30 protein-coding genes are annotated in these 25,160 nt (G+C 76.1%); 10 read left to right on the forward strand and 20 right to left on the reverse strand.

The window, feature by feature from the left end; all coding sequences use genetic code 11:
- The first annotated feature begins 195 nt into the window (after positions 1 to 195).
- A complete protein-coding gene (locus tag ACU610_RS13355) occupies positions 196 to 1,593 on the forward strand; it encodes an NAD(P)/FAD-dependent oxidoreductase (RefSeq protein WP_446768198.1) in 1,398 nt (465 codons plus the stop codon).
- A gap of 10 nt (positions 1,594 to 1,603) precedes the next feature.
- On the opposite strand, the gene ACU610_RS13360 is transcribed toward ACU610_RS13355, so the two are convergent.
- The 3 genes from ACU610_RS13360 to ACU610_RS13370 form a co-directional block, all read right to left on the reverse strand.
- Complete coding sequence (locus ACU610_RS13360) at positions 1,604 to 2,410, reverse strand: SDR family oxidoreductase (RefSeq protein WP_446768199.1); 807 nt, start codon at positions 2,408 to 2,410, stop codon at positions 1,604 to 1,606.
- An 82-nt stretch (positions 2,411 to 2,492) separates the two neighbouring features.
- Positions 2,493 to 2,672, reverse strand: coding sequence for a hypothetical protein (locus ACU610_RS13365; protein ID WP_446768200.1), 180 nt, complete (start codon positions 2,670 to 2,672; stop codon positions 2,493 to 2,495).
- A complete protein-coding gene (locus tag ACU610_RS13370) occupies positions 2,669 to 3,676 on the reverse strand; it encodes a helix-turn-helix transcriptional regulator (protein ID WP_446768201.1) in 1,008 nt (335 codons plus the stop codon). The genes ACU610_RS13365 and ACU610_RS13370 overlap by 4 nt, the downstream gene beginning before the upstream one ends.
- A 95-nt stretch (positions 3,677 to 3,771) precedes the next feature.
- Between ACU610_RS13370 and ACU610_RS13375 the strand changes: the two genes are divergently transcribed.
- Positions 3,772 to 4,290 carry a DinB family protein gene (locus ACU610_RS13375; RefSeq protein WP_446768202.1) on the forward strand — a complete coding sequence of 173 codons (519 nt, stop codon included), beginning with the start codon at positions 3,772 to 3,774 and terminating at the stop codon, positions 4,288 to 4,290.
- Positions 4,291 to 4,320: 30 nt separating this feature from the next.
- Here the strand turns inward: ACU610_RS13375 and ACU610_RS13380 are convergent, their stop codons facing one another.
- Positions 4,321 to 5,277 (reverse strand): hypothetical protein, encoded by a 957-nt coding sequence (locus tag ACU610_RS13380; protein ID WP_446768203.1) that lies wholly within the window; start codon positions 5,275 to 5,277, stop codon positions 4,321 to 4,323.
- 40 nt (positions 5,278 to 5,317) lie between these two features.
- Between ACU610_RS13380 and ACU610_RS13385 the strand changes: the two genes are divergently transcribed.
- Positions 5,318 to 5,791, forward strand: a complete 474-nt coding sequence (locus tag ACU610_RS13385) for an SRPBCC family protein (RefSeq protein WP_446768204.1) — start codon at positions 5,318 to 5,320, stop codon at positions 5,789 to 5,791.
- Positions 5,792 to 5,902: 111 nt separating this feature from the next.
- Here the strand turns inward: ACU610_RS13385 and mgrA are convergent, their stop codons facing one another.
- Entirely contained in the window at positions 5,903 to 6,934 is a 1,032-nt protein-coding gene (gene mgrA, locus ACU610_RS13390) for an L-glyceraldehyde 3-phosphate reductase (protein ID WP_446768205.1), read from the reverse strand.
- 84 nt (positions 6,935 to 7,018) lie between these two features.
- Between mgrA and ACU610_RS13395 the strand changes: the two genes are divergently transcribed.
- A complete protein-coding gene (locus ACU610_RS13395; RefSeq protein ID WP_446768206.1) occupies positions 7,019 to 7,174 on the forward strand; it encodes a hypothetical protein in 156 nt (51 codons plus the stop codon).
- A 35-nt stretch (positions 7,175 to 7,209) separates the two neighbouring features.
- Here the strand turns inward: ACU610_RS13395 and ACU610_RS13400 are convergent, their stop codons facing one another.
- Positions 7,210 to 7,713 (reverse strand): SgcJ/EcaC family oxidoreductase, encoded by a 504-nt coding sequence (locus ACU610_RS13400; protein ID WP_446768207.1) that lies wholly within the window; start codon positions 7,711 to 7,713, stop codon positions 7,210 to 7,212.
- Positions 7,710 to 8,384 carry a MarR family winged helix-turn-helix transcriptional regulator gene (locus tag ACU610_RS13405; protein ID WP_446768208.1) on the reverse strand — a complete coding sequence of 225 codons (675 nt, stop codon included), beginning with the start codon at positions 8,382 to 8,384 and terminating at the stop codon, positions 7,710 to 7,712. Before ACU610_RS13405 ends, ACU610_RS13400 begins: the two co-directional genes overlap by 4 nt.
- Before the next feature lie 123 nt (positions 8,385 to 8,507).
- On the opposite strand from ACU610_RS13405, the gene ACU610_RS13410 reads away from it, so the two are divergent.
- Entirely contained in the window at positions 8,508 to 9,326 is an 819-nt protein-coding gene (locus ACU610_RS13410) for an alpha/beta fold hydrolase (protein ID WP_446768209.1), read from the forward strand.
- 88 nt (positions 9,327 to 9,414) lie between these two features.
- Here the strand turns inward: ACU610_RS13410 and ACU610_RS13415 are convergent, their stop codons facing one another.
- Positions 9,415 to 10,608 (reverse strand): MFS transporter, encoded by a 1,194-nt coding sequence (locus ACU610_RS13415; protein WP_446768210.1) that lies wholly within the window; start codon positions 10,606 to 10,608, stop codon positions 9,415 to 9,417.
- Positions 10,609 to 10,755: 147 nt separating this feature from the next.
- Here ACU610_RS13415 and ACU610_RS13420 point away from each other — a divergent pair, with 147 nt between their 5' ends.
- The gene (locus ACU610_RS13420) at positions 10,756 to 11,820 is read left to right on the forward strand and encodes a LacI family DNA-binding transcriptional regulator (RefSeq protein ID WP_446768211.1); all 1,065 of its coding nucleotides are present in this window, start codon (positions 10,756 to 10,758) and stop codon (positions 11,818 to 11,820) included.
- Positions 11,821 to 11,840: 20 nt separating this feature from the next.
- On the opposite strand, the gene ACU610_RS13425 is transcribed toward ACU610_RS13420, so the two are convergent.
- The 5 genes from ACU610_RS13425 to ACU610_RS13445 all read right to left on the reverse strand — a co-directional run bounded on the left by ACU610_RS13425 (position 11,841) and on the right by ACU610_RS13445 (position 15,528).
- On the reverse strand, positions 11,841 to 12,956 hold the full coding sequence (locus ACU610_RS13425; RefSeq protein ID WP_446768212.1) for an aminotransferase class V-fold PLP-dependent enzyme: 1,116 nt from the start codon (positions 12,954 to 12,956) through the stop codon (positions 11,841 to 11,843).
- 40 nt (positions 12,957 to 12,996) lie between these two features.
- Positions 12,997 to 14,316, reverse strand: coding sequence for an RNA polymerase sigma factor (locus ACU610_RS13430; protein WP_446768213.1), 1,320 nt, complete (start codon positions 14,314 to 14,316; stop codon positions 12,997 to 12,999).
- The gene (locus tag ACU610_RS13435; RefSeq protein ID WP_446770723.1) at positions 14,313 to 14,723 is read right to left on the reverse strand and encodes a YciI family protein; all 411 of its coding nucleotides are present in this window, start codon (positions 14,721 to 14,723) and stop codon (positions 14,313 to 14,315) included. The genes ACU610_RS13430 and ACU610_RS13435 overlap by 4 nt, the downstream gene beginning before the upstream one ends.
- 114 nt (positions 14,724 to 14,837) lie before the next feature.
- The gene (locus tag ACU610_RS13440) at positions 14,838 to 14,969 is read right to left on the reverse strand and encodes a hypothetical protein (protein WP_446768214.1); all 132 of its coding nucleotides are present in this window, start codon (positions 14,967 to 14,969) and stop codon (positions 14,838 to 14,840) included.
- A 106-nt stretch (positions 14,970 to 15,075) separates the two neighbouring features.
- Entirely contained in the window at positions 15,076 to 15,528 is a 453-nt protein-coding gene (locus tag ACU610_RS13445) for a YybH family protein (RefSeq protein WP_446768215.1), read from the reverse strand.
- 168 nt (positions 15,529 to 15,696) lie between these two features.
- Here ACU610_RS13445 and ACU610_RS13450 point away from each other — a divergent pair, with 168 nt between their 5' ends.
- Positions 15,697 to 16,446 (forward strand): alpha/beta fold hydrolase, encoded by a 750-nt coding sequence (locus ACU610_RS13450; RefSeq protein WP_446768216.1) that lies wholly within the window; start codon positions 15,697 to 15,699, stop codon positions 16,444 to 16,446.
- A gap of 213 nt (positions 16,447 to 16,659) precedes the next feature.
- On the opposite strand, the gene ACU610_RS13455 is transcribed toward ACU610_RS13450, so the two are convergent.
- Positions 16,660 to 17,013 carry a dihydrofolate reductase family protein gene (locus tag ACU610_RS13455; RefSeq protein WP_446768217.1) on the reverse strand — a complete coding sequence of 118 codons (354 nt, stop codon included), beginning with the start codon at positions 17,011 to 17,013 and terminating at the stop codon, positions 16,660 to 16,662.
- A 115-nt stretch (positions 17,014 to 17,128) separates the two neighbouring features.
- Here ACU610_RS13455 and ACU610_RS13460 point away from each other — a divergent pair, with 115 nt between their 5' ends.
- The 3 genes from ACU610_RS13460 to ACU610_RS13470 all read left to right on the forward strand — a co-directional run bounded on the left by ACU610_RS13460 (position 17,129) and on the right by ACU610_RS13470 (position 19,389).
- Entirely contained in the window at positions 17,129 to 17,596 is a 468-nt protein-coding gene (locus tag ACU610_RS13460) for a hypothetical protein (protein ID WP_446768218.1), read from the forward strand.
- A gap of 249 nt (positions 17,597 to 17,845) precedes the next feature.
- Positions 17,846 to 18,778, forward strand: a complete 933-nt coding sequence (locus ACU610_RS13465; protein ID WP_446768219.1) for a ketopantoate reductase family protein — start codon at positions 17,846 to 17,848, stop codon at positions 18,776 to 18,778.
- Positions 18,779 to 19,068: 290 nt separating this feature from the next.
- Positions 19,069 to 19,389 (forward strand): hypothetical protein, encoded by a 321-nt coding sequence (locus tag ACU610_RS13470; RefSeq protein WP_446768220.1) that lies wholly within the window; start codon positions 19,069 to 19,071, stop codon positions 19,387 to 19,389.
- Between the two features lie 10 nt (positions 19,390 to 19,399).
- Here ACU610_RS13470 and ACU610_RS13475 read toward each other — a convergent pair whose 3' ends face one another.
- The 6 genes from ACU610_RS13475 to ACU610_RS13500 form a co-directional block, all read right to left on the reverse strand.
- Complete coding sequence (locus tag ACU610_RS13475; protein WP_446768221.1) at positions 19,400 to 20,398, reverse strand: hypothetical protein; 999 nt, start codon at positions 20,396 to 20,398, stop codon at positions 19,400 to 19,402.
- Between the two features lie 3 nt (positions 20,399 to 20,401).
- Positions 20,402 to 21,190 carry a DUF4142 domain-containing protein gene (locus ACU610_RS13480; protein ID WP_446768222.1) on the reverse strand — a complete coding sequence of 263 codons (789 nt, stop codon included), beginning with the start codon at positions 21,188 to 21,190 and terminating at the stop codon, positions 20,402 to 20,404.
- Positions 21,191 to 21,439: 249 nt separating this feature from the next.
- Positions 21,440 to 21,820 (reverse strand): hypothetical protein, encoded by a 381-nt coding sequence (locus tag ACU610_RS13485; protein WP_446768223.1) that lies wholly within the window; start codon positions 21,818 to 21,820, stop codon positions 21,440 to 21,442.
- A 70-nt stretch (positions 21,821 to 21,890) separates the two neighbouring features.
- Positions 21,891 to 22,835, reverse strand: a complete 945-nt coding sequence (locus ACU610_RS13490; protein WP_446768224.1) for a quinone oxidoreductase family protein — start codon at positions 22,833 to 22,835, stop codon at positions 21,891 to 21,893.
- Positions 22,836 to 22,901: 66 nt separating this feature from the next.
- Positions 22,902 to 23,708: a SemiSWEET transporter gene (locus ACU610_RS13495; RefSeq protein ID WP_446768225.1), complete on the reverse strand. Its 807-nt coding sequence runs from the start codon at positions 23,706 to 23,708 to the stop codon at positions 22,902 to 22,904.
- A gap of 112 nt (positions 23,709 to 23,820) precedes the next feature.
- Positions 23,821 to 25,032, reverse strand: coding sequence for an MFS transporter (locus tag ACU610_RS13500; RefSeq protein WP_446768226.1), 1,212 nt, complete (start codon positions 25,030 to 25,032; stop codon positions 23,821 to 23,823).
- Positions 25,033 to 25,160: the final 128 nt, after the last annotated feature.

The following is a 25,160-nucleotide window of genomic DNA, read 5'->3' on the forward strand; positions in this document are numbered from 1 at the left end:
GTGCCGAGCAGAGTCGATCACGGGGTTGCTGCCGGCGACACGCGCGGGCACGCCGCGCGAGACAGCGACGAGCCCATGATCACCACGGCCGGGCGACGGAGGCGGGGGCGCGACACCGCCGTCCCCGCGGAGGCTTCCGGCCCTGGCCGCTCTCCTGGCCCGGGAGGACCCTTCCCGGCGGACCCGGGAGGCGGCATGGCGGCGATCGTGGTGTGCGGTGGCGGGGTCATCGGCCTGTGTGCGGGCCTGATGCTGGCCGAGGACGGGCACGAGGTGACGGTCCTCGAGCCGGACCCCGCCGACCCCCCGGGGACGCCGGCCGAGGCGTGGGACGACTGGCGACGAGCCGGGGTCGCCCAGTTCCGCCAGCCGCACACCCTCCTCCCGCGCTTCCGCCAGGTGGTCGACCGGGAGCTGCCCGGGTTGACCGAGCGGCTGGCCGACGCTGGGTGCCTCCGGGTCGACTACGTGGAGTCGCTGCCGCCCTCGATCGCGGACCGCGCGCCCCGGCCCGGCGACGACCGGCTGCGGTTCGTCACGGGGCGGCGTCCGGTGACCGAGGCGGTGGTCGCGGCGGCCGCGGAGGGACACCCGCGGCTGCGCGTCCGCCGCGGCGTGCGGGTCACGGGCCTGGTGATCGGCCCCTCGCCGTTGCCCGGCGTCCCGCACGTCACCGGGGTGAGCACCGACACCGGCGGCCGGCTCGCCGCCGACCTGGTCGTCGACGCGACCGGACGCCGCTCACCGAGCGCGGACTGGCTGGCCGAGCTGGACGCCCGTCCGGCCCAGGCGGAGAGCCAGCCCAGCGGCTTCGTGTACTACACCCGCTACTTCACCGGCCCCGAGCAACCGCGGCGGCTGGGTCCCCAGCTGGCCCCGGTCGGCAGCATCTCGCTCATCACGCTGGGCGGGGACAACGACACCTGGTCGGTGACGGTGTTCGGGCCGACCCGCGACGCGCCGCTCAAGGCGCTGCGCGAGCCGGCGGTGTTCGACCGGGTGATCGCCGCCTGTCCCCGACAGGCGCACTGGCTGGACGGCGAGCCGATCACCGGCGTGCTGGCGATGGCCGGCGTGCTGGACCGCTACCGCCGCCTGGTGGTGGACGGCGTCCCGGTGGTGACCGGGTTCCTCGCCGTGGGCGACGCCTGGGCGTGCACCAACCCCTCGGCCGGGCGCGGCATCTCGGTCGGCGCCGTGCACGCGCAGCTGCTGCGGGCCGTGGTGCGGGAGTCGCCCGACGACCCGGTCGAGCTGGCGCGGCTCTTCGACGGGCGCACCGAGTGCGAGGTGGCGCCCTTCTACCGCAACCAGCTGGCCGCCGACCGGACGCGGATCGCCGAGATGGACGCCCTCCGCGCCGGCCGCGAACCCCCGCCCGCGGACCCGACCCGCACCGGCCTGTTGGCCGCCGCCGCGCACGACGCCGACGCCTACCGTGCGCTGCTGGAGACCGTCACCTGCCTGGCGCTGCCCGAGGAGGTGCTCGCGCGGCCGGGGATGGCCGAGCTGGTGGCCGCCCACGCGGGCGAGCCACCGCCGGTTCCTCCCGGCCCGGACCGGGCGCAGCTGCTGGAGCTGCTGGCCGGTTGAGCGGCGGACCTCAGGGACGGCGCCAGTCGTCGGAGGTCAGGTGCGACCCGGCCATCGGCCCCATCTGCAGCATGCCGCCGTCCACGGCGTAGGAGGAGCCGGTGACGTAGGAGGCCTCCGGCGAGGCGAGGAAGGCGATGACCGCGGCCACCTCGCGCGCGTCGCCGGGGCGACCCAGCGGGACGCCGGGCCGCCCGTGCCCGGGAGCGGTCGGGTCCTCGTCCTCCTGGCCGGTCATCGGGGTGGCGATCTCACCGGGCGCGACGGCGTTGACCGTGATGCCGTGCTCGGCCAGCTCGATCGCGGCGACCCGGGTGAGCAGGCCGAGCCCGCCCTTGGCCGCGCAGTACGCGGCCGCGCCGACCCGCGGCTGGTGCTCGTGGACGCTGGTGACGTTGACGATCCGCCCGCCGCGGCCGGCGGTGACCATCCGCCGCGCGGCCCGCTGCAGGCAGAGGAAGGCGGCGTCGAGGTCGGTGGCGAGCACCTCGCGCCAGGTGGCGAAGTCGGTGTCGAGGACCGTCGACATGTGTCCGGTTCCGGCGTCGTTGACCAGGACGTCGACCCCGCCGAGGGCCTCGGCCAGCTCGTCGACGACGTCGGCGGCCTGCGGCAGCTCGGTGAGGTCGACGTGCCGCACCTCGGCGCGGCGGCCCAGCGCCCGCACCTCGTCGGCGGTCGCCTCCGCGGCCTTCTCCTCGCGGTACCAGGTGATCCCGAGGTCGCAGCCGGCGTCGGCGAGGGCCACGGCGGTGGCCCGGCCGATGCCCGACTCGGAGCCGGTGACGATGGCGATGCGGGATGCGGGTGCGGTCATGGCCCGACGCTAGTCGGAGGACCCCCTGCCCCCACCGCCGGCAAGCTCACGGCGGGACCGTGCAGAGGGACCACCCCGGGCTTCAGGCGGCGGCGAGGCGCTGGTCGAGCAGGGCGTCGACGTCGGCCTCGGCCTCGGCGACGCGCCGCGCGTTCTCGGCCGACGGGCTGCGGGCCGCGGCGCTGCGGGCGACACCCAGCGCGATGTGGGCGATGGCGATCTCCAGGTCGAGCGTCTCGGTGCTGGGAACCGTGCGGGTCATGGCGACCTCCCCTCGGTGGGACGCGCCCCATGCTCGTCCGGGGGTACGACAGAATCGGCCCTGCTCAGCCGACGTCCCCACGCGTGCAGCAGGGCCAGCAGCTCCGGTGGCGAGACGACGCTGACCTCGGCGTCCAGGGTGCCGATGGCGAACGCCGGCCAGTCCAGCCCGTCGGCCACCATGTGCACCCGGCTGCCGCCGGAGCCGTCGTCCTCGACGCGCGCCCACCGCCCGATCCGCTCCCGCACCCGGTCGGCGGGGGCGGCGACGAGGAACTCGACCGGCGTCGGGCTGGCTCCCCCGGCCGTGCCGGCCCGGACGAAGGCGACGGCGTCCTCGGCCGGCAGTCGCCGCGGCGCGAACCGCGCCCCGGTCGGCCGCGGCCGGGCCAGCCGGTCGAGGCGGAAGCTGCGCCAGTCGCCGCGGTCGAGGTCGTAGCCGACCAGGTACCAGCGCCGGCCGAGGGTGACCAGCCGGTGCGGCTCGACCCGCCGGTCCGACGGGGTGGCGTCGGCGGCGGTGTAGCCGAAGTCGAGCCGCTCGCAGTCGCGGCAGGCCTGGGCGACGACGGCGAGCGCCCCCGGGTCGACGAGCTGCTGCGGCCCGGCCCAGGGCGCGGGGTCGGTCACCGCACGCAGCGCCTCCACCCGGCGCCGCAGCCGGGTGGGCATCACCTGCGCGACCTTGGCCAGCGCCCGCACCGACGACTCCGCCGTCCCCGCGACGGCGCTCTGGGCAGCGGTCTGCAGGCCGACGGCGAGCGCGACCGCCTCCTCGTCGTCGAGCACCAGCGGCGGCAGGGCGGCGCCCGGGGCGAGCTGGTAGCCGCCGTCGACGCCGCGCTGGGCCTCCACCGGGTACCCGAGCTCGCGCAACCGGTCGACGTCCCGCCGCAGCGTGCGGACCGAGACGCCGAGCCGGTCGGCGAGGTCGGAGCCGGCCCAGTAGCGGCGCTGCTGCAGCAGGGAGAGCAGACGCAGGGTCCGTGCGGACGGATCGGACATGCGGCGATCCTGCCGCACATTGCGGTCAGTATCTGGCCGCTGTGCTGCCTAGCGTGGGCCTCGTCAGCGACGGCGGACACCGAGAGGCGGATCCCATGGACACCACGACCCTCACCGGCGAGCGGGCCGACCTGCTGGAGGCGCTGGCCGCGCACCGGCACTTCCTCCGCTTCACCGTGCAGGGACTCACCGAGGAGCAGGCACGGCAGCGGACCACCGCCAGCGAGCTCACCCTCGGTGGGCTGGTCAAGCACGTCGCCTCCCAGGAGGCCGGCTGGGTCGACTTCATCGTGAACGGCCCGGCTGCCATGGCCTCGGCCACCGACCCGGAGCAGATGGCGAAGTGGGCCGAGGAGTTCCGGATGGGTCCCGACGAGACGCTCGAGGGCGTGCTGGCCCACTACGAGGAGGTCGCCCAGCGCACCGACGAGCTGGTGCGCACGCTCCCCGACCTGGACGCCTCGCACCCGTTGCCGGAGGCGCCGTGGTTCGAGCCGGGCGCGACCCGCTCGGCCCGCCGCGTGTTCCTGCACATCGTCGCGGAGACCGCCCAGCACGCCGGGCACGCGGACATCCTGCGGGAGTCCCTGGACGGCCAGAAGACGATGGGCTGACCTGTCACCCCTGGGGGACGACGGCGGGGCTCAGCCCTCCTCGAGCGCCCGCAGCGCGGCCACCGCGCGGTCGCGCGCGGTGGCCGCCTCGGTGGCGCGTCGCTCGGCGGTGCGCCGGTGCCGTTCGGCCCGCCTGAGCTCCTCGGCGGTCTGCGCGGCCTCCTCCTCGGTGCGCGCGAGCTCGTCGGTCAGCTCCTCCACCCGCGCCTGCAGGTCGGCCCGGCGGGCGTCGAGGTCGTCGACCCGGTGCCGTTCCTCCTCGGCCGCGGCGACGGCCTCGGCGGCCAGCGCGGTCGCCTCCTCGGCCGCGCGGCGTGCCTCCTCGAGCTCGCGCCGCCGGCGTTCCTCGGCCGCCCGCCGCGCCTCCTCCTCGCGCCGGCGGGCCTCCTGCTCGGCGGCCCGCCGGGCGTCCTCGTCGTGGCGCCGGCGGGCGGCCGCGGTACCGGAGCGCGACCCGCCGGTCCCCTCCCGCTCGGGCCGCGGTGACACCAGCCGCAGCACCGGCCGGCTGCCCGTCGTCCCCAGGCCGCTGTAGGACATGGCGCCGGTGAGCCGGCCCGACAGCAGCGCCTCGCCGGCCTCCGGGTCGGCCATCGCCGCGCGCAACGTGTCTGCGACCTGGGTCTCCACGGTGCCGCCCACCCGCATGCCGTGCTCCCGGGCGAGCGCGACCGCCTGGCAGGTGAGCGCGGTCAGCAGCTGCGAGCGCTGGCGGTCCAGCGCCCGCAGCTGGTCGCCGGCCAGGCTCTCCTGGGCCTGCCGCAGCAGGTCGCCCAGCTCGACCAGCCCCTCGATCTCCGCCCGCTGCTCCCGCACCAGCAGGTTGCACACCCAGGCCGCGGCGGTCGGCTTGGGCAGCGCACCGATCTCCCGCGCGAGGGTCCGGTCCCCCGCCGCGCGGGCGTCGTCCTGGCGCTGCTTGCGCGCCGTCACGAACCCGTCGGGCGGCACCGCGTACAGCTCGTCGGCCACCGCGTCGAGATCCACGCGGCCGACCCTGCCACGCCCCCGGTGTCGCGCAGGCACGATGGCCGCCGTGACCACCACCAGGGTGACCCGGCACATCGACGCGCCGCGTGCCGCCGTCTACCGGGCGCTGCTCGACCCCGGCGCGGTGGCCCGCTGGAAGGTGCCCGAGGGGATGACCTGCCAGGTGCACGAGTTCGACGCCCGCGACGGCGGCACGCTGCGCGTCTCGCTCACCTACGACGAGCCGGGGCCGCGGGGCAAGACGACCGCGCACACCGACACCTACCGCGGTCGCTTCGTCCGCCTGGTACCCGACGAGCTGGTCGTCGAGGTCGACGTCTTCGAGAGCGCCGACCCGGCGCTGCAGGGCGAGATGACCAGCACCATCACGCTGGTCGAGGCCCCGGGCGGCGGCACCGAGCTGACCGCCGTCCACGACGGGGTGCCCGAGGCCGTGGCCCCCGAGGACAACGAGCTCGGCTGGCGGACGGCGCTGGACCGGCTCGCCGCGCTCGTCGAACGCGGGCACTGAAAGAGGACCCCCGTCCTCCCCACGCCGAGCCTGCGAGGTTTGGGGAGGACGGACGGCCCCCGGCAGGGACCCGCCGCGAGCTGGCGGGTGGTGGGGGCAGGGGGTCCTTCCTCAGGCGGTGCGGGGGGCCTCCCACAGGTCGATGCCCGAGTCGACGGCGTGCTCGTCGATCGAGGCGAGCTCGTCGTCGGTGAAGTCCAGGCGCTCGAGAGCGGCGACGTTCTGCTCCAGCTGGCCGACGCTGCTCGCGCCGACGAGCACGGAGGTCACCCGCGGGTCGCGCAGCGCCCAGGCCAGCGCCATCTGCGCCAGGCTCTGCCCGCGCTTCTCGGCGATGCCGTTGAGCGCGCGGACGTGGCCGAGCGCCTCCTCGGTGAGCAGGGCGCTCGACAGCGACTTGTCCTGGCTGGCGCGCGAGCCCTCCGGGATGCCGTCGAGGTACTTGCTGGTGAGCATCCCCTGGGCCAGCGGGGAGAAGGCGATGCAGCCGGCGCCGACGTCCTCGAGGGTGTCGAGCAGGCCCTCGGTCTCGATCCAGCGGTTGAGCATCGAGTACGACGGCTGGTGGATCAGCAGCGGCGTCCCCAGGTCGGCGAGGATCTCCGCAGCCTTCGCGGTGTCCTCCGGGCCGTAGCTGGAGATACCGACGTACAGCGCCTTGCCGGCCTGCACGGCGCTGTGCAGCGCGCCCATCGTCTCCTCGAGCGGCGTGGTCGGGTCCGGCCGGTGGGAGTAGAAGACGTCGACGTACTCCAGTCCCATCCGGCGCAGCGACTGGTCGAGGCTGGCGAGCACGTACTTCCGCCCGCCGCCGCCCTGGCCGTACGGACCGGGCCACATGTCGTAGCCGGCCTTGGTCGAGATGACCAGCTCGTCGCGGTAGGGCCGGAAGTCGTCGGCGAGGTGCCGACCGAAGTTGACCTCCGCGCTGCCGTACGGGGGTCCGTAGTTGTTGGCCAGGTCGAAGTGGGTGACGCCGAGGTCGAAGGCGCGGCGCAGGATCGCGCGCTGCCGGTCGAACGGGACGTCGTCCCCGAAGTTGTGCCACAGACCCAGGCTGACCGCCGGCAGGTCCAGGCCGCTGCGGCCGGTGCGCCGGTAGGTCATCGAGTCGTAGCGGTCGTCAGCTGCGGTGTGGGCCATGGCCGCGATCCTGCCCGGACCGCGAGGTCCCGAACCGGCCGCCCCGGCCCTAGGCTGGGACGCCCACCCGCACGGAGGTCCGCCATGCTGCGACTGCTCGGCGTCCTGCTGCTCATCTGGCTGGTCGTCACCGTCGTCGGCGCCGTCCTCGAGGGCCTGTTCTGGCTCGCGGTGGTCGGCCTGGTCCTCTTCCTGCTCACCGCCGCGGTCGGCTGGAGCAAGCGCGACACCCGGGTCTGAGCGCCCACGGGGAACTCGGGCCACAGCGCTCGTGCTCACCGTCGGCTGAGGGTGTGCCCGACGCCCAGTGCGCGGGCCACCGCGGCCAGCGCCCGGGACATCCGGGACGGCACGGACGCCGGTCCAGGGATGGTGACCGGCCGGACCCGACCGTTGTGCAGCGCAGCGATCCGCCACGCGCCGCCCTCCTCCACGGCGACCAGCGTCTGCCGGGAGAGCCGCCGCTTCGGCAGGCTCGAGCGCCAGGGCATCAGGACGGAGCCGGTCGCGTGCAGGACGGCGACGCCCGGTCGCAGGTGACGGACCGACTCGATGCGGCCGACGAGTGCCGAGCCGCTCAGCACGCCCCTGAACAGCCGATCGTGGTCGTCGACCATGGCCCGGCGACCGCGCGCGTGCGTGCCGTCGTAGGAGACGTAGTCGCTGTCCGCGGTGAAGCACTCCCCGTAGGCGGCCGCGTCCCCGGCCGTCCAGGCGGCACACATGCGGTCGAACAGCTCGTGCAGCGCCGCGTCCGCGCTCCGGTCGACGACCGTCATCGGGCTTCCTCCTCAGCGCGCTCCGGATGGGTGGGTGCGCGGCCGGTGGCGCGACGGGTACCGACGAGGAGCGCCCGGGCCCGGAGCCGGGCCGCGCACTCCTCGAGCTCCTCGGTCGCGCGGGACAGGAAGGTGAGCACCGCGTCGACCTGGTCGCGCGTCATCCCGGCGGTGAGGCGATCGAGGTCCGGCGCATCCTCAGCGAAGACGGCGGCGACCTCCTCGATGCGCTCCGGCACGGGCTGGAGCAGTTGCCGTCGTCCGTCGGACGGGTCCGGACGGCGGTGCAGGAAGCCCGCCGCCTCCAACCGGTTGACGACACCCGTGACGGCACCCGTCGTGAGACCGGTCAGCGCGGCGAGCCGGCTGCCGGTGAGCTCGCCGTGCTGCAGCAGCAGGTCCAGGCACTTGTGGTCGGAGGGCCCGAGGCCGAGCCGCTCCGCGACGGCATGGTGGTACAGCACCGTGGCCGTGCTGTACCGGCGCGCGATCCGCGCGAGGTGCTCACGTCCGGGGTCGACGCGTCGGCTCATGGGGTATCCGCCCATTTCGCTCAGGTACTGAGCGAGTTTATGGCTCAAGGAGAGAGGGTCGTCAAGCTCCCACGAGAGGTCGCGAAGGCCTGAGAGGACCGGGTCGGTGCCGATCGCGATCCGTCCCGTGGCGACCACAGCCGTGTGACGCGGCGCTGCGCGCGTCCGCCGGCGAGGGTCGGAGGACCCCTCCGGCCGGTGCCGCCGGCGAGGAGGATCGCCGCAGCGGGGCCCGTCCGCCTGACTGGAGGGAGGGGCGCGATGCCCTTCTTCGACGGCTCCCGTGGCCGCATCCACCACGAGGCCTGGCTGCCCGATGGCGACGTCCGCGCCGCCGCCGTCTTCTGCCACGGCGGCTTCGGCGAACACCTGGGCCTCTACGAGGTGCTCGGGCGCCGGCTGGCCGCCGACGGGATCGCGGTGCACGCCCTGGACGCGATCGGGCACGGCCGCAGCGACGGCGAGCGCGACCTGATGCTCACCTGGGACGACTACGTCGACGACACCCGCACCCTGGCCGAGCTGGCCCGGGCCCAGCACCCGGACCGCCCGCTGGTGCTCATGGGCCACTCCGGCGGGGGTGTGTGCGCCCTCCTGCTGGCCCAGCGGTCCCCCGACCTGGCGCAGGCGCTGGTGGTCTCCGCACCACCGGCCCAGCCCCTGCCGTGGGTCGAGGCCCTGATGGCCGAGGGTGCCGAGGACGTCGAGGACCCCGACCCCAGCGAGATGTTCAGCACCCACCCCGAGTACCTGGACGCACTGCGGCACGACCCGCTGGTCCACCGCGGCCCCGTGCCGCGGCAGACCATGGAGGCGGTGGTGGCGACCTGGCCCGCGGTGGCGGCGGGGGTCGCCGAGGGCCGGCCGTCGATCCCGACCCTGTTCCTGCACGGTGAGTCGGACCCGATGGTGCCGGTCGAGGTCTCGCGGACGCTGGTCGCGCAGCTGCCCCGGGCCACGCTGCGGACCTTCCCCGGCGACCTGCACGACGTCCTCAACGAGCACGACCGCGACGCGGTGCACGACGTCGTCGCCGAGTTCGTGCTCGCCCAGGTGCGCCCGGCCGCCGCCCGGACCTGAGCCGGGCCGCCAAGCGCGGCGGCACGGTGGTCGCCGCGAACCCGCTCGAGCACGCCGTCCTCGTCCTCCGAGCCGCCCGGCTGTCCCGCTAGTCGGCCTCGGCGGGGCGCAGCGGCCGGGTGGCCCCGGCGGCGAGCATCCCCACCGCGAGGACGACGAGCACCACCAGCAGTGCCCGCAGCACGCCGCTCGCCTCGGCGACGAACCCGATGAGCGGGGGCCCGGCGAGGAACGCGGTGTAGGAGATCGAGCTGACCACCGACACCCGGGCCGCGGCGCGGGCCGGGTCGTCGGCCGCCGCGCTCATGCCCACCGGGAAGCCCAGCGCGGCGCCGGCGCCCCACAGCAGTGCACCGGCGAGCGCGAACGGCAGCGCGGGGGCGGTGACGAACAGCAGCAGCCCGAGCACGGCGGTGAGCCCGCCGGCGCGCAGGACGGCGACCCGACCCCACCGGTCGAGCAGGGTGCCGCCGACGAGCCGGACGGCGGTCATCGCGGCGACGAAGACGGCGAAGCCGACGGCCGCGGTCGACTGGGCGATGCCGTGCCCGTCGACGAGGGCGACCGCCAGCCAGTCGTTGGCGCTGCCCTCGGTGAAGGCGAAGGCGAGGGTGAGCACGCCGACGAGCAGGGTCCGCGGCTCCCGCCAGGCTCGCCCGACGCCGGACCCACCCCGGTGCGCGTCCTCCGCTCCCGGCTCCGCCGGCAGGAAGGAGCGGGTGGCGAGCGTGAGCGCGGCGACCGCGAGCACCGCCGTCAGCGCCAGCTGGGCCGCGAGCGGGAAGGCCAGCGCGGCGGCACCGGCCCCCAGCAGCGCGCCGGCGACGGTGCCCAGGCTGAACCCGGCGTGCAGGCGCGGCATGAGGACCCGCCCCAGCCGCTGCTCGACCGCCGCGCCCTCGATGTTCATGGCCACGTCCCAGCTGCCCACGCCCACGCCGACCAGCGTCAGTCCCGCGCCGGCGGGGACCACCTGACCGGAGCCCAGCCCGAGGGCCAGCAGGAGCAACCCGGCACCCGTGACCACCCCGCCGGCCAGCACGCCGCGGGCGGGGCCGATGCGGTGGACCACCGGACCGGTCAGCGGCAGCGCGACGGTCGAGCCGACGGCGACGCACAGCAGCAGCAGGCCGAGCTCCGCCGACGACAGACCCAGCGCGTCGCGGGCGGCCGGCACCCGGGAGATCCAGGAGGCGAAGGCGAACCCGTTGACCACGAACGCCACGGCGACGGCGACACGCGCCCGCTCGGCGGGGACGGCGGTCGTCGTCGAGGTCAGCATCGAGGTCCTCCCGGGAAGTGGGCCCCCACTCTATCGAATCGATTCGACAGCGCATCCTCGACGCAGGGTTCCCGCGGGTCGTAGCGTCGGCCGACCCGACGACTCCGCACCCGACCGGCGGAGCCCGCTGACCCTGGAGCCGCGACCGTGAGCGACCGGAGCCGGCCGACGCTGGCCACCGTGGCCGCCCGGGCCGAGGTGGCGCCCTCGACGGCGTCCCTGGTGTTCTCCGGGTCGGCGCGGGTCGCGCCGGCGACACGGGAACGGGTGCTCGCCGCGGCCGCCCAGCTCGGCTACCCCGGGCCGGACCCGGTCGCCCGCTCGCTGCGCTCCCGCCGCAGCGGCGTGGTCGGCGCGGTGATCGGCGAGCGGCTGGCCTACGCGTTCCGGGACCCGGTGTCGGTGCAGCTGCTGGACGGCGTGACCGAGGTGCTCAGCCCGTTGGGGGTCGGCCTGCTGCTGCTCCCGGGCGACGCCGACCGGTCCGGCCCGACGCTGGCCCAGCTGTCGCACGTCCCGCTCGACGCCGTCGTCTACGCGACCTGCGGCCTGGAGGACGACCCGGCCCTGGACCACCTGCGCCGGCGCGGGGTGCCGGTCGTGGCCGTCGACGGGCCGCGGGTCGACGACGTGGTCTTCGTCGGCATCCAGGACCGCCGCGGCACCGTGGAGCTGGCCCACCACCTCACCGGCCTGGGTCACCGCCGCGTCGCCGTGGTGACCCTGCCGCTGCGCCTGGACGGCACCCGCGGCCCGGTCTCCCCCGGGCGCCGGGCGCGGGGGCACTACCTGGACGTCCGGGAGCGGGTGCTCGGCGTCGAGGACGTCCTCGGCGCCGTGCCCCTGTGGGAGACGGCGGCCAACGCCGTCGAGGAGGGCGAGCGGGCCGGGCGCGCACTGCTCGACGTCCCGACCACGGAGCGGCCGACGGCGGTGGTCGCCCAGAGCGACATCCTGGCCGCCGGCGTCCTGCGCGCGGCCGCCGGACTGGGGTTGCGCGTCCCGGAGGACGTCAGCGTCGCGGGCTTCGACGGCGCCGAGCTGCCCTGGCTGCCGCCCGTGCGACTGACCACCGTCGTGCAGCCGACCACCGAGAAGGGCCGGGTGGCCGGCCGGGCCGTGGTCGAGCTGGTCGAGGGGCGGCGTCCGGACGACGTCGTGCTCGACGTGCGGCTGTCGGTGGGCACGACGACCGGACCGGCGCCCCGCTGACCACCGTCATCCGGCCCCGGTCAGCCCGAGGGCTCGGCGACGCCGTCGCCGCGGCGGACGAGGTCGGCCAGCACGTCGGCAGCACGGTCGGCGTCCGCGACGTCGTTGTGGACGTGGAAGGCCAGGCGCAACCGGCCGGACCGCAGGCCGGCCGCGACGCCGGCGTCCCGCAGCCGGTCCAGCGCCTCCAGCGGCACCGGCAGGCTGACGATCGCCGAGTCGCCGGGCGGCAGGTCGAGTGCGGCGCGGAAGCGGTTGGCGAGGCCGACGGAGTGCTGGTGCAGCAGTCGCCGCCCGACCCCGGTGAGCAGGTCGAGAGCCGGGGCCTGCGCGACCCAGGAGTGCCAGGCGGGCGAGATGTCGAATCTGCGGGCGTCGGCGGCCAGCCGCAGCGGGCCGCCGTAGATCGACTCCCACGGCCGGTCCCCGGCGTACCAGCCGGCCAGGTGCGGGACCAGGTCCCCCGCCAGCTCCGGCGCCACGGTGAGGAAGCCGGTGCCGCGCGGCGCGAGCAGCCACTTGTAGCCGCTGCAGACCGTCCACGCGAAGGCCCCGGCGTCGACGGGCAGCCAGCCGGCGGCCTGGGTGACGTCGAGCAGCACCCGGGCGCCGGTCGCGGCAGCGGCGTCGGCGAGCGCGGGCAGGTCGGCCACCCGGCCGTCGGCCGACTGCACCGCCGAGACCGCGACCACCGCGGTGCGCGACGTGACGGCGTCCACCAGGTGCTCGAGCGGCACCTCGCGGACGACGACGCCACGAGGAGCCTGGGCCAGGAAGGGGAAGACGATGCTGGTGAACTCGCCGGCCGCCGTGAGCACCTCGCTGCGGTCGGGCAGGTTGGCCGCGACCAGCCCGGCGAAGACGCTGACCTGGTTGCCCACCGCCACCCGGCCGGGATCGACCCCGACCAGCGCGGCGTAGGAGCGGCGGGCCGCGGCCAGCGGGACGTCGTAGTCGCGTGCGGAGGCCCGCCCGGCCGCCCAGGAGTCCACGGCCTGGCGCAGCGCCGCGAGGGAGCGCCGGGGCGGCAGCCCCAGCGTGGCCGTGTCCAGGTAGGTCACCTCCGGGTCGAACTCGGCCCGCGCCGCGGTCAGCACCCGCGCGTCCTGCGTCGTCGTCTCCCCCGCCGTCTGCACGTGCCCAGCTTGCCGCCCCCAGCGCGGGAGCGGGGCGTGGTCAGACCCAGGCGGCGGCCTTGCGGCGGAGCAGGTCCTGCTCCCGCTGGTTCCCGCAGAGCTGCACCGCACGCTCGATCTCACGCCGCGCCTCGTCGAACCGGCCGAGCCGCGCGAGCAGCTCGCCCCGGACGCTCGGCAGCAGGTGCGAGCCGGGGAGGCTGCCCGCGTCGGCGAGCGCATCGACGAGGGGCAGCGCGGCCGCCGGCCCGCGGGCGAACGAGACGGCGACCGCCCGGTTGAGCTCGACCACCGGGGACGGCGCCAGGCGGCCGAGCACGTCGTAGAGGAGCACGATGCGCTCCCAGTCCGTCTCCTCGACCGACGGCGCGACCGCGTGGCACTCGGCGATCGCCGCCTGGACGCCGTAGGGACCGAGGCCGCGGCCGACCCGGCCGGCGTGGACCAGTGCCGCCCGCCCGCGCCGGATGGCCGCACGGTCCCACCGCCGGCGGTCCTGCGCCTCCAGCAGGACGGGCTCGCCGTCGTCCCCCACGCGTGCCGGGAACCGGGCAGCGGTGAGCTCGAGCAGGGCGAGCAGGCCGTGCACCTCCGCCTCGTCGGGCACCAGCTGCGCCAGCACGCGGGTCAGCCGGACCGCCTCGCGGGCCAGGTCCGGCCGGATCCACTCGCTCCCGGAGGTGGCCGTCGACCCCTCGGTGAAGACCAGGTACAGCACGCTGAGCACCGAGCCGAGCCGTGCGCGGCGCTCCGCGGGCGGTGGCACCTCGAACGGCACCTGCGCGGCCGCGAGCGTCTTCTTGGCCCGGGTGATCCGCGCCTGCACGGTGGCGGTCGGCACGAGGAAGGCCCGGGCGATCTCGTCGCTCGTCAGGCCGCTCACGACGCGCAGGGTGAGCGCGACCCGGGCCTCGCGCGAGAGCACCGGGTGGCAGGCGGTGAACACGAGCGCGAGGACGTCGTCGTCGATGCGGTCGGGGTCCCACAGCAGGTCCCGGTCCGGGTCCCCGGGGTCGGTCGCGGTCGCTCCGGTGACGGCGCCGCCCTCGGGGAGGTCCCGGGACAGCACGGCGTACCGCTCGTCGAGGGCCGAGCGGCGGCGGAAGGCGTCGATGGCGCGGCGTCGCCCCACGGTCAGCAACCACCCGGCGGGCTCGCGCGGCACGCCGTCCCTCGGCCAGGCGACCAGCGCCTCGGCCAGTGCCTCCTGGGCGAGGTCCTCGGCCAGGGCGAAGTCCCCGGTGTACCGGGCCAGGGTCCCGGTGATGCGCGCGGACTCGATCCGCCACACCGCCTCGACCGCCTCCCGCCCGCCCGCGGCGCGGGGGGTGGCCGCGGGGCCACCCCCCGGACGGCTCACAGCTGGCCGGTCGCCTCTCGCCACGCCCGCTCCTTCTGGATCCACTCGTTGTCCTGCGGGAACTCGTCGATGCTGGTGACGCGGCGGATCTCGGCCTTGCTGCCCGGACCGGCCATGGGCGCCCGCTTGGCCCACTCGACGGCCTCCTCCAGCGAGGCCACGTCGAGGATCCAGAAGCCGCCGAACAGCTCCTTGGTCTCCCCGTACGGGCCGTCGGTGACCACGGGGGGCTCCACGGAGTAGTCGACGACGACACCCTTCGCCGCGTCGTCCAGACCCTCGGCGGCGACCAGGACGCCGGCCCGGATCATCTCGTCGTTGAACCGGCCCATGGACTCGATGACCTCGGCGAAGTCGACGTCCTGGAAGGCGGCGTACGTCTCGTCGGTCGCGCGCATGATCAGCATGTACTTCACGGTGGTCTCCCTACCGTTCCCGGGTCCCCGTCGGACCCTCTCACTCCCCGGTCGAACGGCGGCAGCACCGGATCGACACCGCGGGCGGCGATCCCGCCGGCGACATCACGGAGAGCCGACCGGGCCGGGGACGGGCAGCGCCGCGGCCCAGGGGACGACGTGGTCGACCGGGCCGTACTCGCGGGCCTCCTCGGGGGAGTTCGGCCACGACCGTGCCGTGGGCGAAAGGGATTGCACCACTCCCCACGAGGTGGGATCAGGACCCGTTCCCCCCTGACGTCCAGGCCGTCCCCGTCGGCCGGGGAGGAACGGCGTGGCGCCGCCGGGGACGTCCGCCGCCGCGTCAGGTCCCGTCGGCGCCGCGGGCCAGCGCCGCGACCTGCTCCAGGTCGACCGGCCGGACCAGGGGGTCGGCGTGGCGGTGCACCAGCAGCCAGCCGTCACCGTCCCGGCGGAAGACCTGGGTGACGCGCAACGACCAGTCCTGGTCGGGCAGACTGCCGACCCGGCCGTGCTGCCGCTCGATCATCACGAGCACGACCGTGTCCCCCCGGGCGTGCGTCTCGACCTGCTCGAGCTCCGCGTCGCCGCCCTCGATGGAGGCCTCCGCCCGGCGCAGGTCCGCACCGCGGTCGTCGTAGCGCCGGGGTCCCCCGCCGTACGGGGGCAGCAGCGTGAAGCCGCGGGCGTGGCGGACCAGCGTGAGGTAGCGGTCCATGTCTCCGCGCATGTAGGCGGCGGCGGCTTCCCGGGTGCACCGGACGACGTCGGCGAGCTCCTCGGCGGAAGTGCCCATGGTCCCTCCCGAGGGTCCGAGGCCTGCGGCCCGACCGCAGCATGGACCGTGCCGCCGGCGGAGGGCAGGACCACAGGTCCTCCCGGAGCCGGGCGTCCGGTGTCCCCGGCCGGTCTCGGAATGGGGCAGGCTGCGGCCGTCGCACCGGCAGGACGTCGAGGAGGCCCCGTGACCACGCCACCGGCGGTGTTCGTGCACGGCAACCCCGAGACCCCGGCGGTGTGGGACCCACTGGCCGGCGCCCTGCAGCGGGACGTCGTCAGGCTGGCCCCGCCCGGCTTCGGCGCTCCGCTGCCCGCGGACTTCGGGGCGACGATGCCCGACTACCGCGACTGGCTGGTCGGAGAGCTGGAGCCGATCGGCGAGCCGGTCGACCTCGTCGGTCACGACTGGGGCGGCGCCCACGTGGTGAACGTCGCCATGGCGCGGCCCGACCTGCTGCGCAGCTGGGCGAGCGACGCGATCGGCATCTTCGACCAGGACTACGTCTGGCACGACCTGGCGCAGGTGTGGCAGCAGCCGGGCGTCGGCGAGGAGTCGATCGCGCAGATGCTGGGCGGCAGTCCTGCCGACAAGGCCGCGCGGCTGGTCTCGTCCGGCTTCCCGCAGGACGTCGCGGAACAGGTGGCCGCCGGGCAGGACGAGGACATGGGGCGTGCTCTCCTGGCGCTCCACCGCTCGGGGGCCCAGCCGGCCATGGCCGAGGCCGGCCGCTCGCTGGAGGTCGCCGCCGCCCGCCCCGGACTGGCGCTGCTCGCGTCGGAGGACTCCTTCGTCGGCACCGACGCCCAGCGACGCCGCGCCGCGGAGCGAGCCGGTGCCCGCGTCGAGGTGCTCGACGGCCTCGGGCACTGGTGGATGGTGGAGGACCCGCAGCGCGGGGCCGCCGTCCTCGAGCGCTTCTGGGCGTCGCTCTGACGGCGCCTCCGGCTCGACCGCAGCACCCGGAACCGCAGGGCTGGTCCGTGCGCCGACGTCGTCGACGTCGAGCTTCTCGAAGGCGACCCGGCGGTGTGCCGTCGAACAGCCGCAGCCCGGCGTCGAGGAGGACGGGCATGACGTCGACGCGCCGTTCCTCGACCGGACCGGCGGCGAGCAGCCGGCGGTTGAGGTCGACGCCGCCCACCACGGTCACGTCGCGCTCCCCCGCCGCCTCGGCAGCCTGCGCGACGGTGGGCTCGACCCGTCCGTGACGAGGGTGACGGGGGGCCGCTCGTTGCGCTCGGGCGTGACCGCGGGTGGCATGTGGGTGAGGACGAGGATCGGCACCCGCAGCTCGTAGGTGTCGGCGTAGCTGTCGGTGTCGCCGGCCATCTCGAACGTCCGTCGACCCATCAGCACCGCGCCGGTCTCGTCCTGCATCGCCGTCAGGTGGTCGGAGTCCTGCAGGTCGGCGAAGCCGGTGTACAGCGCCGCCGCGCTGCCCTCTGCGTCCTGCACGAAGCCGTCGAGCGACACCGTCATCCCTGCGATCACCCGGGTCATCGGGCCCTCCCGTCCTCGCCGTCCGTGACCGCTCGGCCGGGGCGGACTCATCGCCACCGGTCGGTGTCGTCGGGTGGACGGTGCGCACGGGTGCGCCGGCGGCACACTGCACGCCGTGACCGACGAACGGTGGACGACGCCCGAGGACCTCGCGGCCGCACGCGCGCGGTTGGAGGCCGCGATCGACGGCTACGAGCGCCCCGCGGCCTACGCGCTCGGGCTGGCCGGGAGGGAGCGTGCCGCGACCGAGGACCGTGCCCCGGCCGAGGACGTCTTCCCGCGCATCAACAGTGGCGGGAACTTCCTCCCCGCGGTGGTGCTGGCGACCGTCTGCGGCCACGTGCGCGGGACGGCGACCTACGTGCTCGACCAGCAGCGCCTGCAGCAGGCCATCGACCTGCTGGCTCCGGCCGAGGCGTGCACCGACCTCGACCACCCCAATCTCGCGGCGTGGCGACAGGTCCGCGCGGAGCTGGCGGACCGGCCGGGCGCACAGGTGGTCGCGGTGTTCCTGGGCGACCTGGAGCCCTCCCCCACCGACGGCCCGTACGAGCGGCTGTTGCGGAGTGCTGTGCGGAGCTGAGGAGGCGGTGCGGGGCGAACGTGCAGCTCCGTCCGGGGATCGTGCACAGGCGGCTCCGGCCACCGGGAGGCCACAGGACCGGATCGTCGTCGTCGCGAGTGGCGGCCTGGAGCTGAGCGCCGGGATCCGACGAGCGGTTCCTGCACGGCCTGACCCGCGACCCGGCCCGCAGACCCCGCGGGGTCGGTCACCGAGGTCTCGGCTCCCGCGCTGCCGGGGTCTGACGCCGCCCGGGTGGCCTCTGCTTGCATGTCCGCCGTGACCGACGGAGAGAACGCCCTGACCGGACTGCGCGTCGCCGTGCTCGGCCCCGGCGGGGTCGGCGGCCTGCTGGCGGCACTGCTCGCCCGGGACGGTGCGGCGGTCACCTGCCTGGCGGGTGCGGCGACGGCGGAGCACCTGCGGACGGCGGGCATCCGGGTGGAGAGCGCGCACTTCGGCGACCTCGCCGTCCCCGTGGACGCCGCCGAGCGACTGACCGCGCCGGTCGACGTCCTCCTGGTGACGGTCAAGGCCACGCACCTGGACGACGCCCTCGAGCGGGTGCCGGCCGACGTCCTCGGCGACGCGCTGGTCGTGCCGCTGCTCAACGGCGTGGAGCACGTCGACCACCTGCGCCGGCGCTACCCGCAGGCGGGCGTCGTCCCGGCGACGATCCGCGTCGAGAGCACCCGCACCGCACCGGGGGTGGTCCAGCACGGCAGCCCGTTCGTCACCGTCGACCTCGTCGCCGTCCCCGGGCTGGAGCAGCGGGTGCGGCGGCTGGCCGACGCCCTGCAGCAGGCCGGCGTCACGACGCGGGTCGGGGACGACGAGCCGGCCGTGCTGTGGAGCAAGCTGAACTTCCTCGCCCCCCTCGCGCTGCTCACCACCGCCGCACAGGCGACCGCCGGCGAGGTCCGCGAGTCCCGGCGGGAGGACCTGGAGGCGATCGTCGGCGAGGTCGCCGCTGTCGCCCGCGCCGAGGGTGCGCCCGCCGACGAGGAGCAGGTCGTCGCCTTCTTCGACGGCGTCCCCGCGGGCATGCGCTCGTCGATGCAGCGCGACGCCGCGGCGGGCCGCCCGCTCGAGCTCGACGCGATCGGCGGGGCCGTCGTGCGCGCCGCGACCCGGCACGGGATCGCCGTCCCGGTCACCGCCCGCTACGTCGACGAGCTGCGGGAGCGCCACCCGGGCAGTTGAGCGTCCGGCGAGGTCAGCGTGGACGGCACCTGCTGCGGGCCGGTGACCGGGACGCCGTCCACGGCGTCGCCGCGCCAGGACGCCCCCGTGACCGCCGTCGTCCGCCTCGGCGCGGAGTGCGACCTGATCCGCGAGGGGGGTACCGAGCTGGACTTCCGCGTGAGTCGGGTGTCAGCCACCCGCCGGCTCGCGCACGGTCCAGGATGGGGGCACGCCCTGGCAGTCCCCCGGCACGCGCCAGGAGAGGAGCAGCAGTGTCCGGCAGCACACCGCACCCAGGGGGTTCCCCGGTGGACCGGGGATGGGAGCGAGACGAGGCCGCCGCGGCGCGCGACGCCGCGGCCCACACCCGTGACGCCCGCGCCGACGAGCGGGACCGGGCTGCCCGAGAACGGGACGAGCATGCCGCTGACCGGACCCTGAGCGCCGCGGACAGCGCCGGGCAGGGGGACGCCGACACCGACGACCGCGAGGATGCCCGACGGGACCGGCTCGCGGCCGCGAGCGACCGTCGGGCGGCGCAGGCCGACCGTGAGGAGGCAGCACGCGACCGGGTGGCCGCCCGGGCCGACCGGGAACAGGCCGAGGTGGACCTGGCCGAGCGGGACTGACGGCAGCCGGTCAGTCGTCGGCGCCGGTGTCCTCCTCGTCCCGGGACCGCGTGCCGCTGCCGGTCACGTCGGCGGCGGCGTCCTCGACGTCCGCGCGCTGCGGCGCCGCCGACCCGGTGGGCTCGGTCGCCTCCTCGGTGCCGGTGGCCTCGCCGGTCCCGGTGGCCGGCACCTCGGGCTGGGTGGCCGGCTCCTCGGCCTCAGCCGCCGGGGCCTGCTCGGACTCCTCGGCCGACTCGGCGGCACCGGCACCGGCCCCGCGCACGGTGATGCGGACGGCGTCGAAGGCGGGCACCTGGTTGGCGAAGACCATCATCGGCATCCGGTGCGAGCCGTCGCCGGCCCAGGTCGCGCACTGCGCCTCACCGGCCGCGGGCAGGCCTGGGATGCGGACCGTGACGGTGTCCGGGCGCGCGCCGCCCCCGCCGTCCTCGGTCGCGACGAAGACCGCCTGGCGCTCCGGCTGCGGCGCGGTGTCGGTGTCGCCGAGCACCCGGCAGGCCGTGTGGAAGTGCCCGCGGACCAGGCCGTCCTCGGTCAGCGTCGAGGGCTCGACGTAGTAGCCGCCCTCCGCGGCCGGGAGGAAGCGGTCGCGGACCAGGTTCCGGGTCGACACCTGGAGGGTGAAGGCCTGCCCGACCGCCACCTCCTCCGGCGCGTCGGTGATGAGCAGCTGCGGGTTGTCCTCCGCCGCGCCCACCTCGCCGAACGGCGTCGAGACGCAGGCCGGCCCGACCTGGAACCCGGTGTGCGCCGGCAGGTCGGACTCCGCGCACACGTCCGCGGTCGCGGCGGGAGCGGCCGAACCGGTGGCGGCGGCGGAGGCACCGGCCGGAGCGGAGGAGTCGGACGTCGTCCCGTGCGCGTGCCCGTCCTGAGCGGCGGCCGGCGCGGTGGCGGTCGCGGCCGGGCCGCCCTGCGCGTAGGCCGCGCTGGTGCCGGCGACGAGGCCGGCCAGCCCGATCCCGGCGACGAGGGTGAGCGTGCGGCGCCTGGTGGTCCTGTCCATGGGTCAGCTCCTTGCGTGGTGTCCGCGGACCGGCGCCCGCGGGATCGGAGCCCGGCGCCTCGCCCGGTCGGCCACGGCGCGACCGGCGACGAGGAGCAGAGCGGTGATGAGGGCGGCGAGCGCGGCCTGGACGACGAACGTCATCGTGTGCGAGAGCCAGTCGTCGGAGCCCAGAGCCGCCGGGTCGGGCAGCGCGGCGTAGTCCACGAGACCGGTCGACTCGAGGTACTCGATGTGCCGCTGGACGAAGGTCATCGCCTCGGCGGTGAACTCGCGCACCACCGCGTTCTCGGTCGCCGCGCGGACCTGTGCGAGGACGGGCAGCACCCCGCCGTGTGCCTGCCGCAGCAGGAAGACCGCCCGCTCGTCGAAGGTCGCCCGGGGCTGCGCCGCGATCTCGTCCATCCAGTCCTGCTGCTGCGCGGTCGGCTCGACCGGCAGCTCGACCCCGAGCTCCGCCGCGGCGGCCTCCACGAGCCCGTCGAGCTCGTGGTGCTCGGCGGCGATCAGCCGGCCGACCTCGCGCAGCCGCGGGCTCTCGGCCCGCTCGCTGGCCCAGGTGCCGACCGGCATCTCCCACAGCCCGGCCTGCTTGACCTTGTGCAGCACGTCGCGGTCGGCGGGGCCGAGGGGACCGGCGGTCTCGTCCACCTGCCGCACCGGTGTGCCGATGTCGGTGTCCGCGGCCGCCTGCCCGGGGACGGCGAGCGCGGCGACGACCCCGAGGACGACGAGGGCGAGGACCCAGCGGACGGTGCGGCGGAACAGGAGCCCGGAGCGGCGGTGGTGCATGGGGAGCGGCGTCCTCGGATCCGGAGCAGCAGTGACCCGGCGAGGTTAGGCAAGTGCACAGCGTGATCGGAAGCCCCCGAAAACGGACCGGTCCGTCCCGGAACAGGGCCCGCTGGACCCCACCGGCGGGCCGTGGTAGCGCCGGTCCGCTGCAGGTCGGCGGGGGTGTCGTCCCGCTCCCGCCCACCGCCTGGCCCGCGGCCGGGTCCCCTCCCGCGGGCCGCTCGGGGTGAGCTTTCCCACGCGGCGTCAGGTGCGGCCGAGAGCGGACAGGCGCTCCTCGCGGGCGGCGCGCAGCAACGGTCGCAGGCGCGGGTCGCGGAGGTCCTCGGCGTGGCGCACGGTCAGCTTGCGGAACGCCTTGCCGGTGCCGTCCAGCAGCCCGCCGTGGTCGAGGTCGGCCCCGTGGTTGAAGCCGAGGTTCAGGTGCCGGGCGAACGTCGCCAGGTAGGTGTAGTGCTCGCTGTTCTTGGCCGGGCCGACGCCGTAACCCACCGTCCCCTGGTGCGGCCACACCACCCGGACGGCGTCCGGGTCCACGTCGCGGACCAGCGCGTCGGCCGCACGCACCAGGTCGGCCACCCCGGGCGCGAGCCGGGCCAGCAGGACGTCGAGGTCAGCGGTGTCCACCCCGACAGTGCACCACCCGGACCGGAGCCCGGGCCGAGGCCCTCGGCCGACGATGACGGGTCCGGTCAGGTCAGACCGTCAGCAGCAGCTTCCCGGTGGTCCGCCGTCCCTCGAGGTCCTCGTGCGCGCGCCGGGCCTCGGCCAGCGGGTACCGGCCGCCGATGCGGACGTCGAGCCGGCCGGCGGCGACCATCCCCAGCACCGCGCCGGCCCGCTCGCGCAGCATCCCCGGGGTGCGGGTGTAGGTGCCCAGCGTCGGTCGCTGGACGTACAGCGAGCCGTGCGACGCCAGCTGCTGCACCGCCAGCGGCTCGGGCTGCCCGCTGGCGGCGCCGTACACGATCATCCGGCCGGTCGGTCGCAGCGCGGTCAGCCCCGCGGCGAACGTCGTCCGCCCGACGCCGTCGTACACGGCCGCGGCACCCTCGCCGCCGGAGAGCTCGCGGACCCGCTCGGGGAAGCCGTCGTAGCCGACCACCACCTCGGCGGCACCGGCTCCCCGGGCGAGCTCGGCCTTCTCCTCGGTGGAGACGGTGGCCAGCACGGAGCCGCCGCGGGCGCGCGCCAACTGGGTGAGCAGCAGTCCGACTCCCCCCGCCGCGCTGTGCACGACCACCCAGTCGCCCTCGGCGACGGGGTACGAGTCGGCGGCCAGGTACTGGGCGGTGCAGCCCTGCAGCATGACGGCGGCGGCCACGTCGAGCGGCACGTCGTCCGGCACCGGGACCAGCTCGTCGCGCGGCGCGGCCACCCGGGAGGCGTAGCTGCCGGCGACGTCGAGCCAGGCGACCCGCTCCCCGGTGCCGACGACGGTGCCCGCCCCCTCCGCGCCGACGACCCGGGGCAGGTCCCCGCCGTAGGGCGGACGACCCTCACGCTCGTACACGTCGCGGAAGTTGACGCCCACGGCCTCGACGTCGACCAGCACCTGGCCCTCCCCCGGCTCGGGGTCGGGCAGCTCGCGGACGGTCAGCACCTCGGGGCCACCGGTCCGCTCCATGAGCACTGCCTGCACGTCGTCCTCCCGTCGTCGCCCGTGCCTACCACGGACGCCGGCACCGCGCCGGGCGCTGCCGGTAGCTCAGGCCGCGGCCGGCACGGCGCGGGCAGCGACCGCCGGCCGTGCGGAGGTGCGGGGAGCCGTCCGCCGGGTCCACAGGACGGCGCAGGTGGCGACCGCGCAGACCAGTCCGAAGCCGGACGACAGCCACACCGTCGGCTGGCCCAGCAGCCAGCCGTAGGCCGTCCACGAGGCGCACGAAGCGGCGCCGAGGTACCAGCGCGTCGGGGACATCCCGGACAGGTCCTGGGTCCGGTCGACCAGGATGCCCAGGAGCTGGGGCAGCGCGGCGACGATCCCGACCAGGGTGACGACCGCGCTGAGCACGGCCGCGACCGCGGCCGTCGCGGCACCGAGGACGACGGCGACGACGCTGCCCGCGGCCAGCGCGGCCAGCGCGGCGGCTCCCGCGGCGGTGCGCCGGAGCTGCTGTCCCGTGCGCAGCTGCGGCTGGGTGCGGAGCAGTGCGACGAGGACCGCGGTGTTGCCGGCGCCGACGACGGCGTGGGTGGCGATCTGCGGTCCGTCGCTGACGAGGAGACCGAAGGTCAGCCAGCAGAGGTTGAGGCCGACGGCGAGCCAGCTGCCGGTCGGGGAGAGTCCGAGCGTGCGGCCGTGCCGGCAGGAGAGCCAGACCTGGGGCCAGACGACGGTGATGCTGAGGGCGGCCGCGGTGGAGCCGAGAGCGGCGATCATGGTGGAGCGGGGATCCGTTCGGGTGGACTGCGAGGGGCGCGGCCACCGGCGGGCTGTCCAGCCACACGCCGGGCGGGGGCGCTCGTCGGTGAGCGGCAGCGCCGGGCGCTGCAGGATGGCCAGAGGGGTCATCGGCGCTCCGGACCCGTGACGGGATGCGATCCGGCGTGATCGTCCTGTGACCTCGCTCATCGCCGTGGCCGGGACCACGTGCCCGGGAGGCGCCGCGGCGGCCCCTCCCGGCCTAGCTCCGGACGGCTGCGCCCGCGGCCCGCGGGAGGGTGAGGGCGGCGCCGAGCCCGGCGGCCAGCACGGCCGTGGTGACGGCGAAGGCGGTCTGGTAGGAGGCGACGTCGGTGAGCCAGCCGGCCACCAGCGGGCCGGCGATGGCGCCGAGGTCGGCCGACATCTGGAACACCGCCACCACCCGACCGCCGCGGGCCGGGCTGACGTCGGCGACCAGCGCCGCCGGCACGCTGGCGAGGAAGGAGGCGGCCAACCCGAAGAGGGCCATCGACAGCAGGAACACCCACAGCGCCGGAGGCAGGACCAGGGCCGCCGTCGAGACCGTGGCCAGCGCAGCGCCGAGGACCAGCGCGGGACGCCGTCCCCACGTGTCGGCCAGGCGACCCGACCGCAGCAGGCCGAGGGCCTGCGCCACCGACCCCGCCAGCAGGCCGGCGCCGGCCCACGCGACCGTCCGGCCCAGCTCCTCGGTGACGTACAGGGGAACCAGCGAGTTGCGGACGCCGAAGAGCACCCAGCCGACGCCGAGGTTGGCCACCAGCGCGGTGAGGTAGACGCGCGAGCGCAGCGCCGTCCGCAGGCCCACCGGGTCGGCGGCGAGGTCGGGTCCGGTCGCCGCGGGTGCCGCCGAGCGCTGCGGGGTCACGGACGGGCGCAGCAGCACCAGGGCGACCGAGCCGGCGAGGATCAGGAAGCCGGCGTAGAGCAGGAAGGGCAGGCGCGGGGAGAGCTCGGCCAGCAGCCCGCCGGCCGCCGGACCGGCGATCCCGCCGAGGATGAACCCGCCCTGGTACGTCGCCGCGGCGCGTCCCCGGTGCGAGGGCGGGGCGACCCGCAGCAGCAGCGACAGCGCGGCGACGGTGAACATGGCGCTGCCCACGCCGCCGGCCGCACGGAGGGCGAGGAACAGCGGGAAGGACGTCGCCAGGCCGGCCAGCCCCGTGGTGACCGCGACGATGCCGAGGCCGGCCGACAGGACCGTGCGCTCGCCGAGCCGCTCGACCAGGGAGCCGCCGGCGAAGGCGGAGACGAAGCGGAAGAAGGCGAAGGCGCTGACGGCGAGCCCGACGGCCGTCGTCCCGACGCCGAAGGACCGGGCGAACAGCGGGATCGCCGGCGCGACGATGCCGAAGCCGAGCGCGACGACGAAGGCGACGACGGCGAGGATGCCGACCTCACGGGGCTGCTCCGCCCGCCCCCGCCACAGCACGCCCCGGATGCTCGCACGCCCGTGACCGGCGCCCGGCCGCGGGCCGGGGAAGGGGCTGCCGGCGGTCGAGGCGGCGCCGGCGGCACCCGGTGGTGGTCTCTCTCGGAGGTGACGGTCAGCGGTCGCGG

It is taken from the genome of Geodermatophilus sp. URMC 61, from assembly GCF_052931555.1.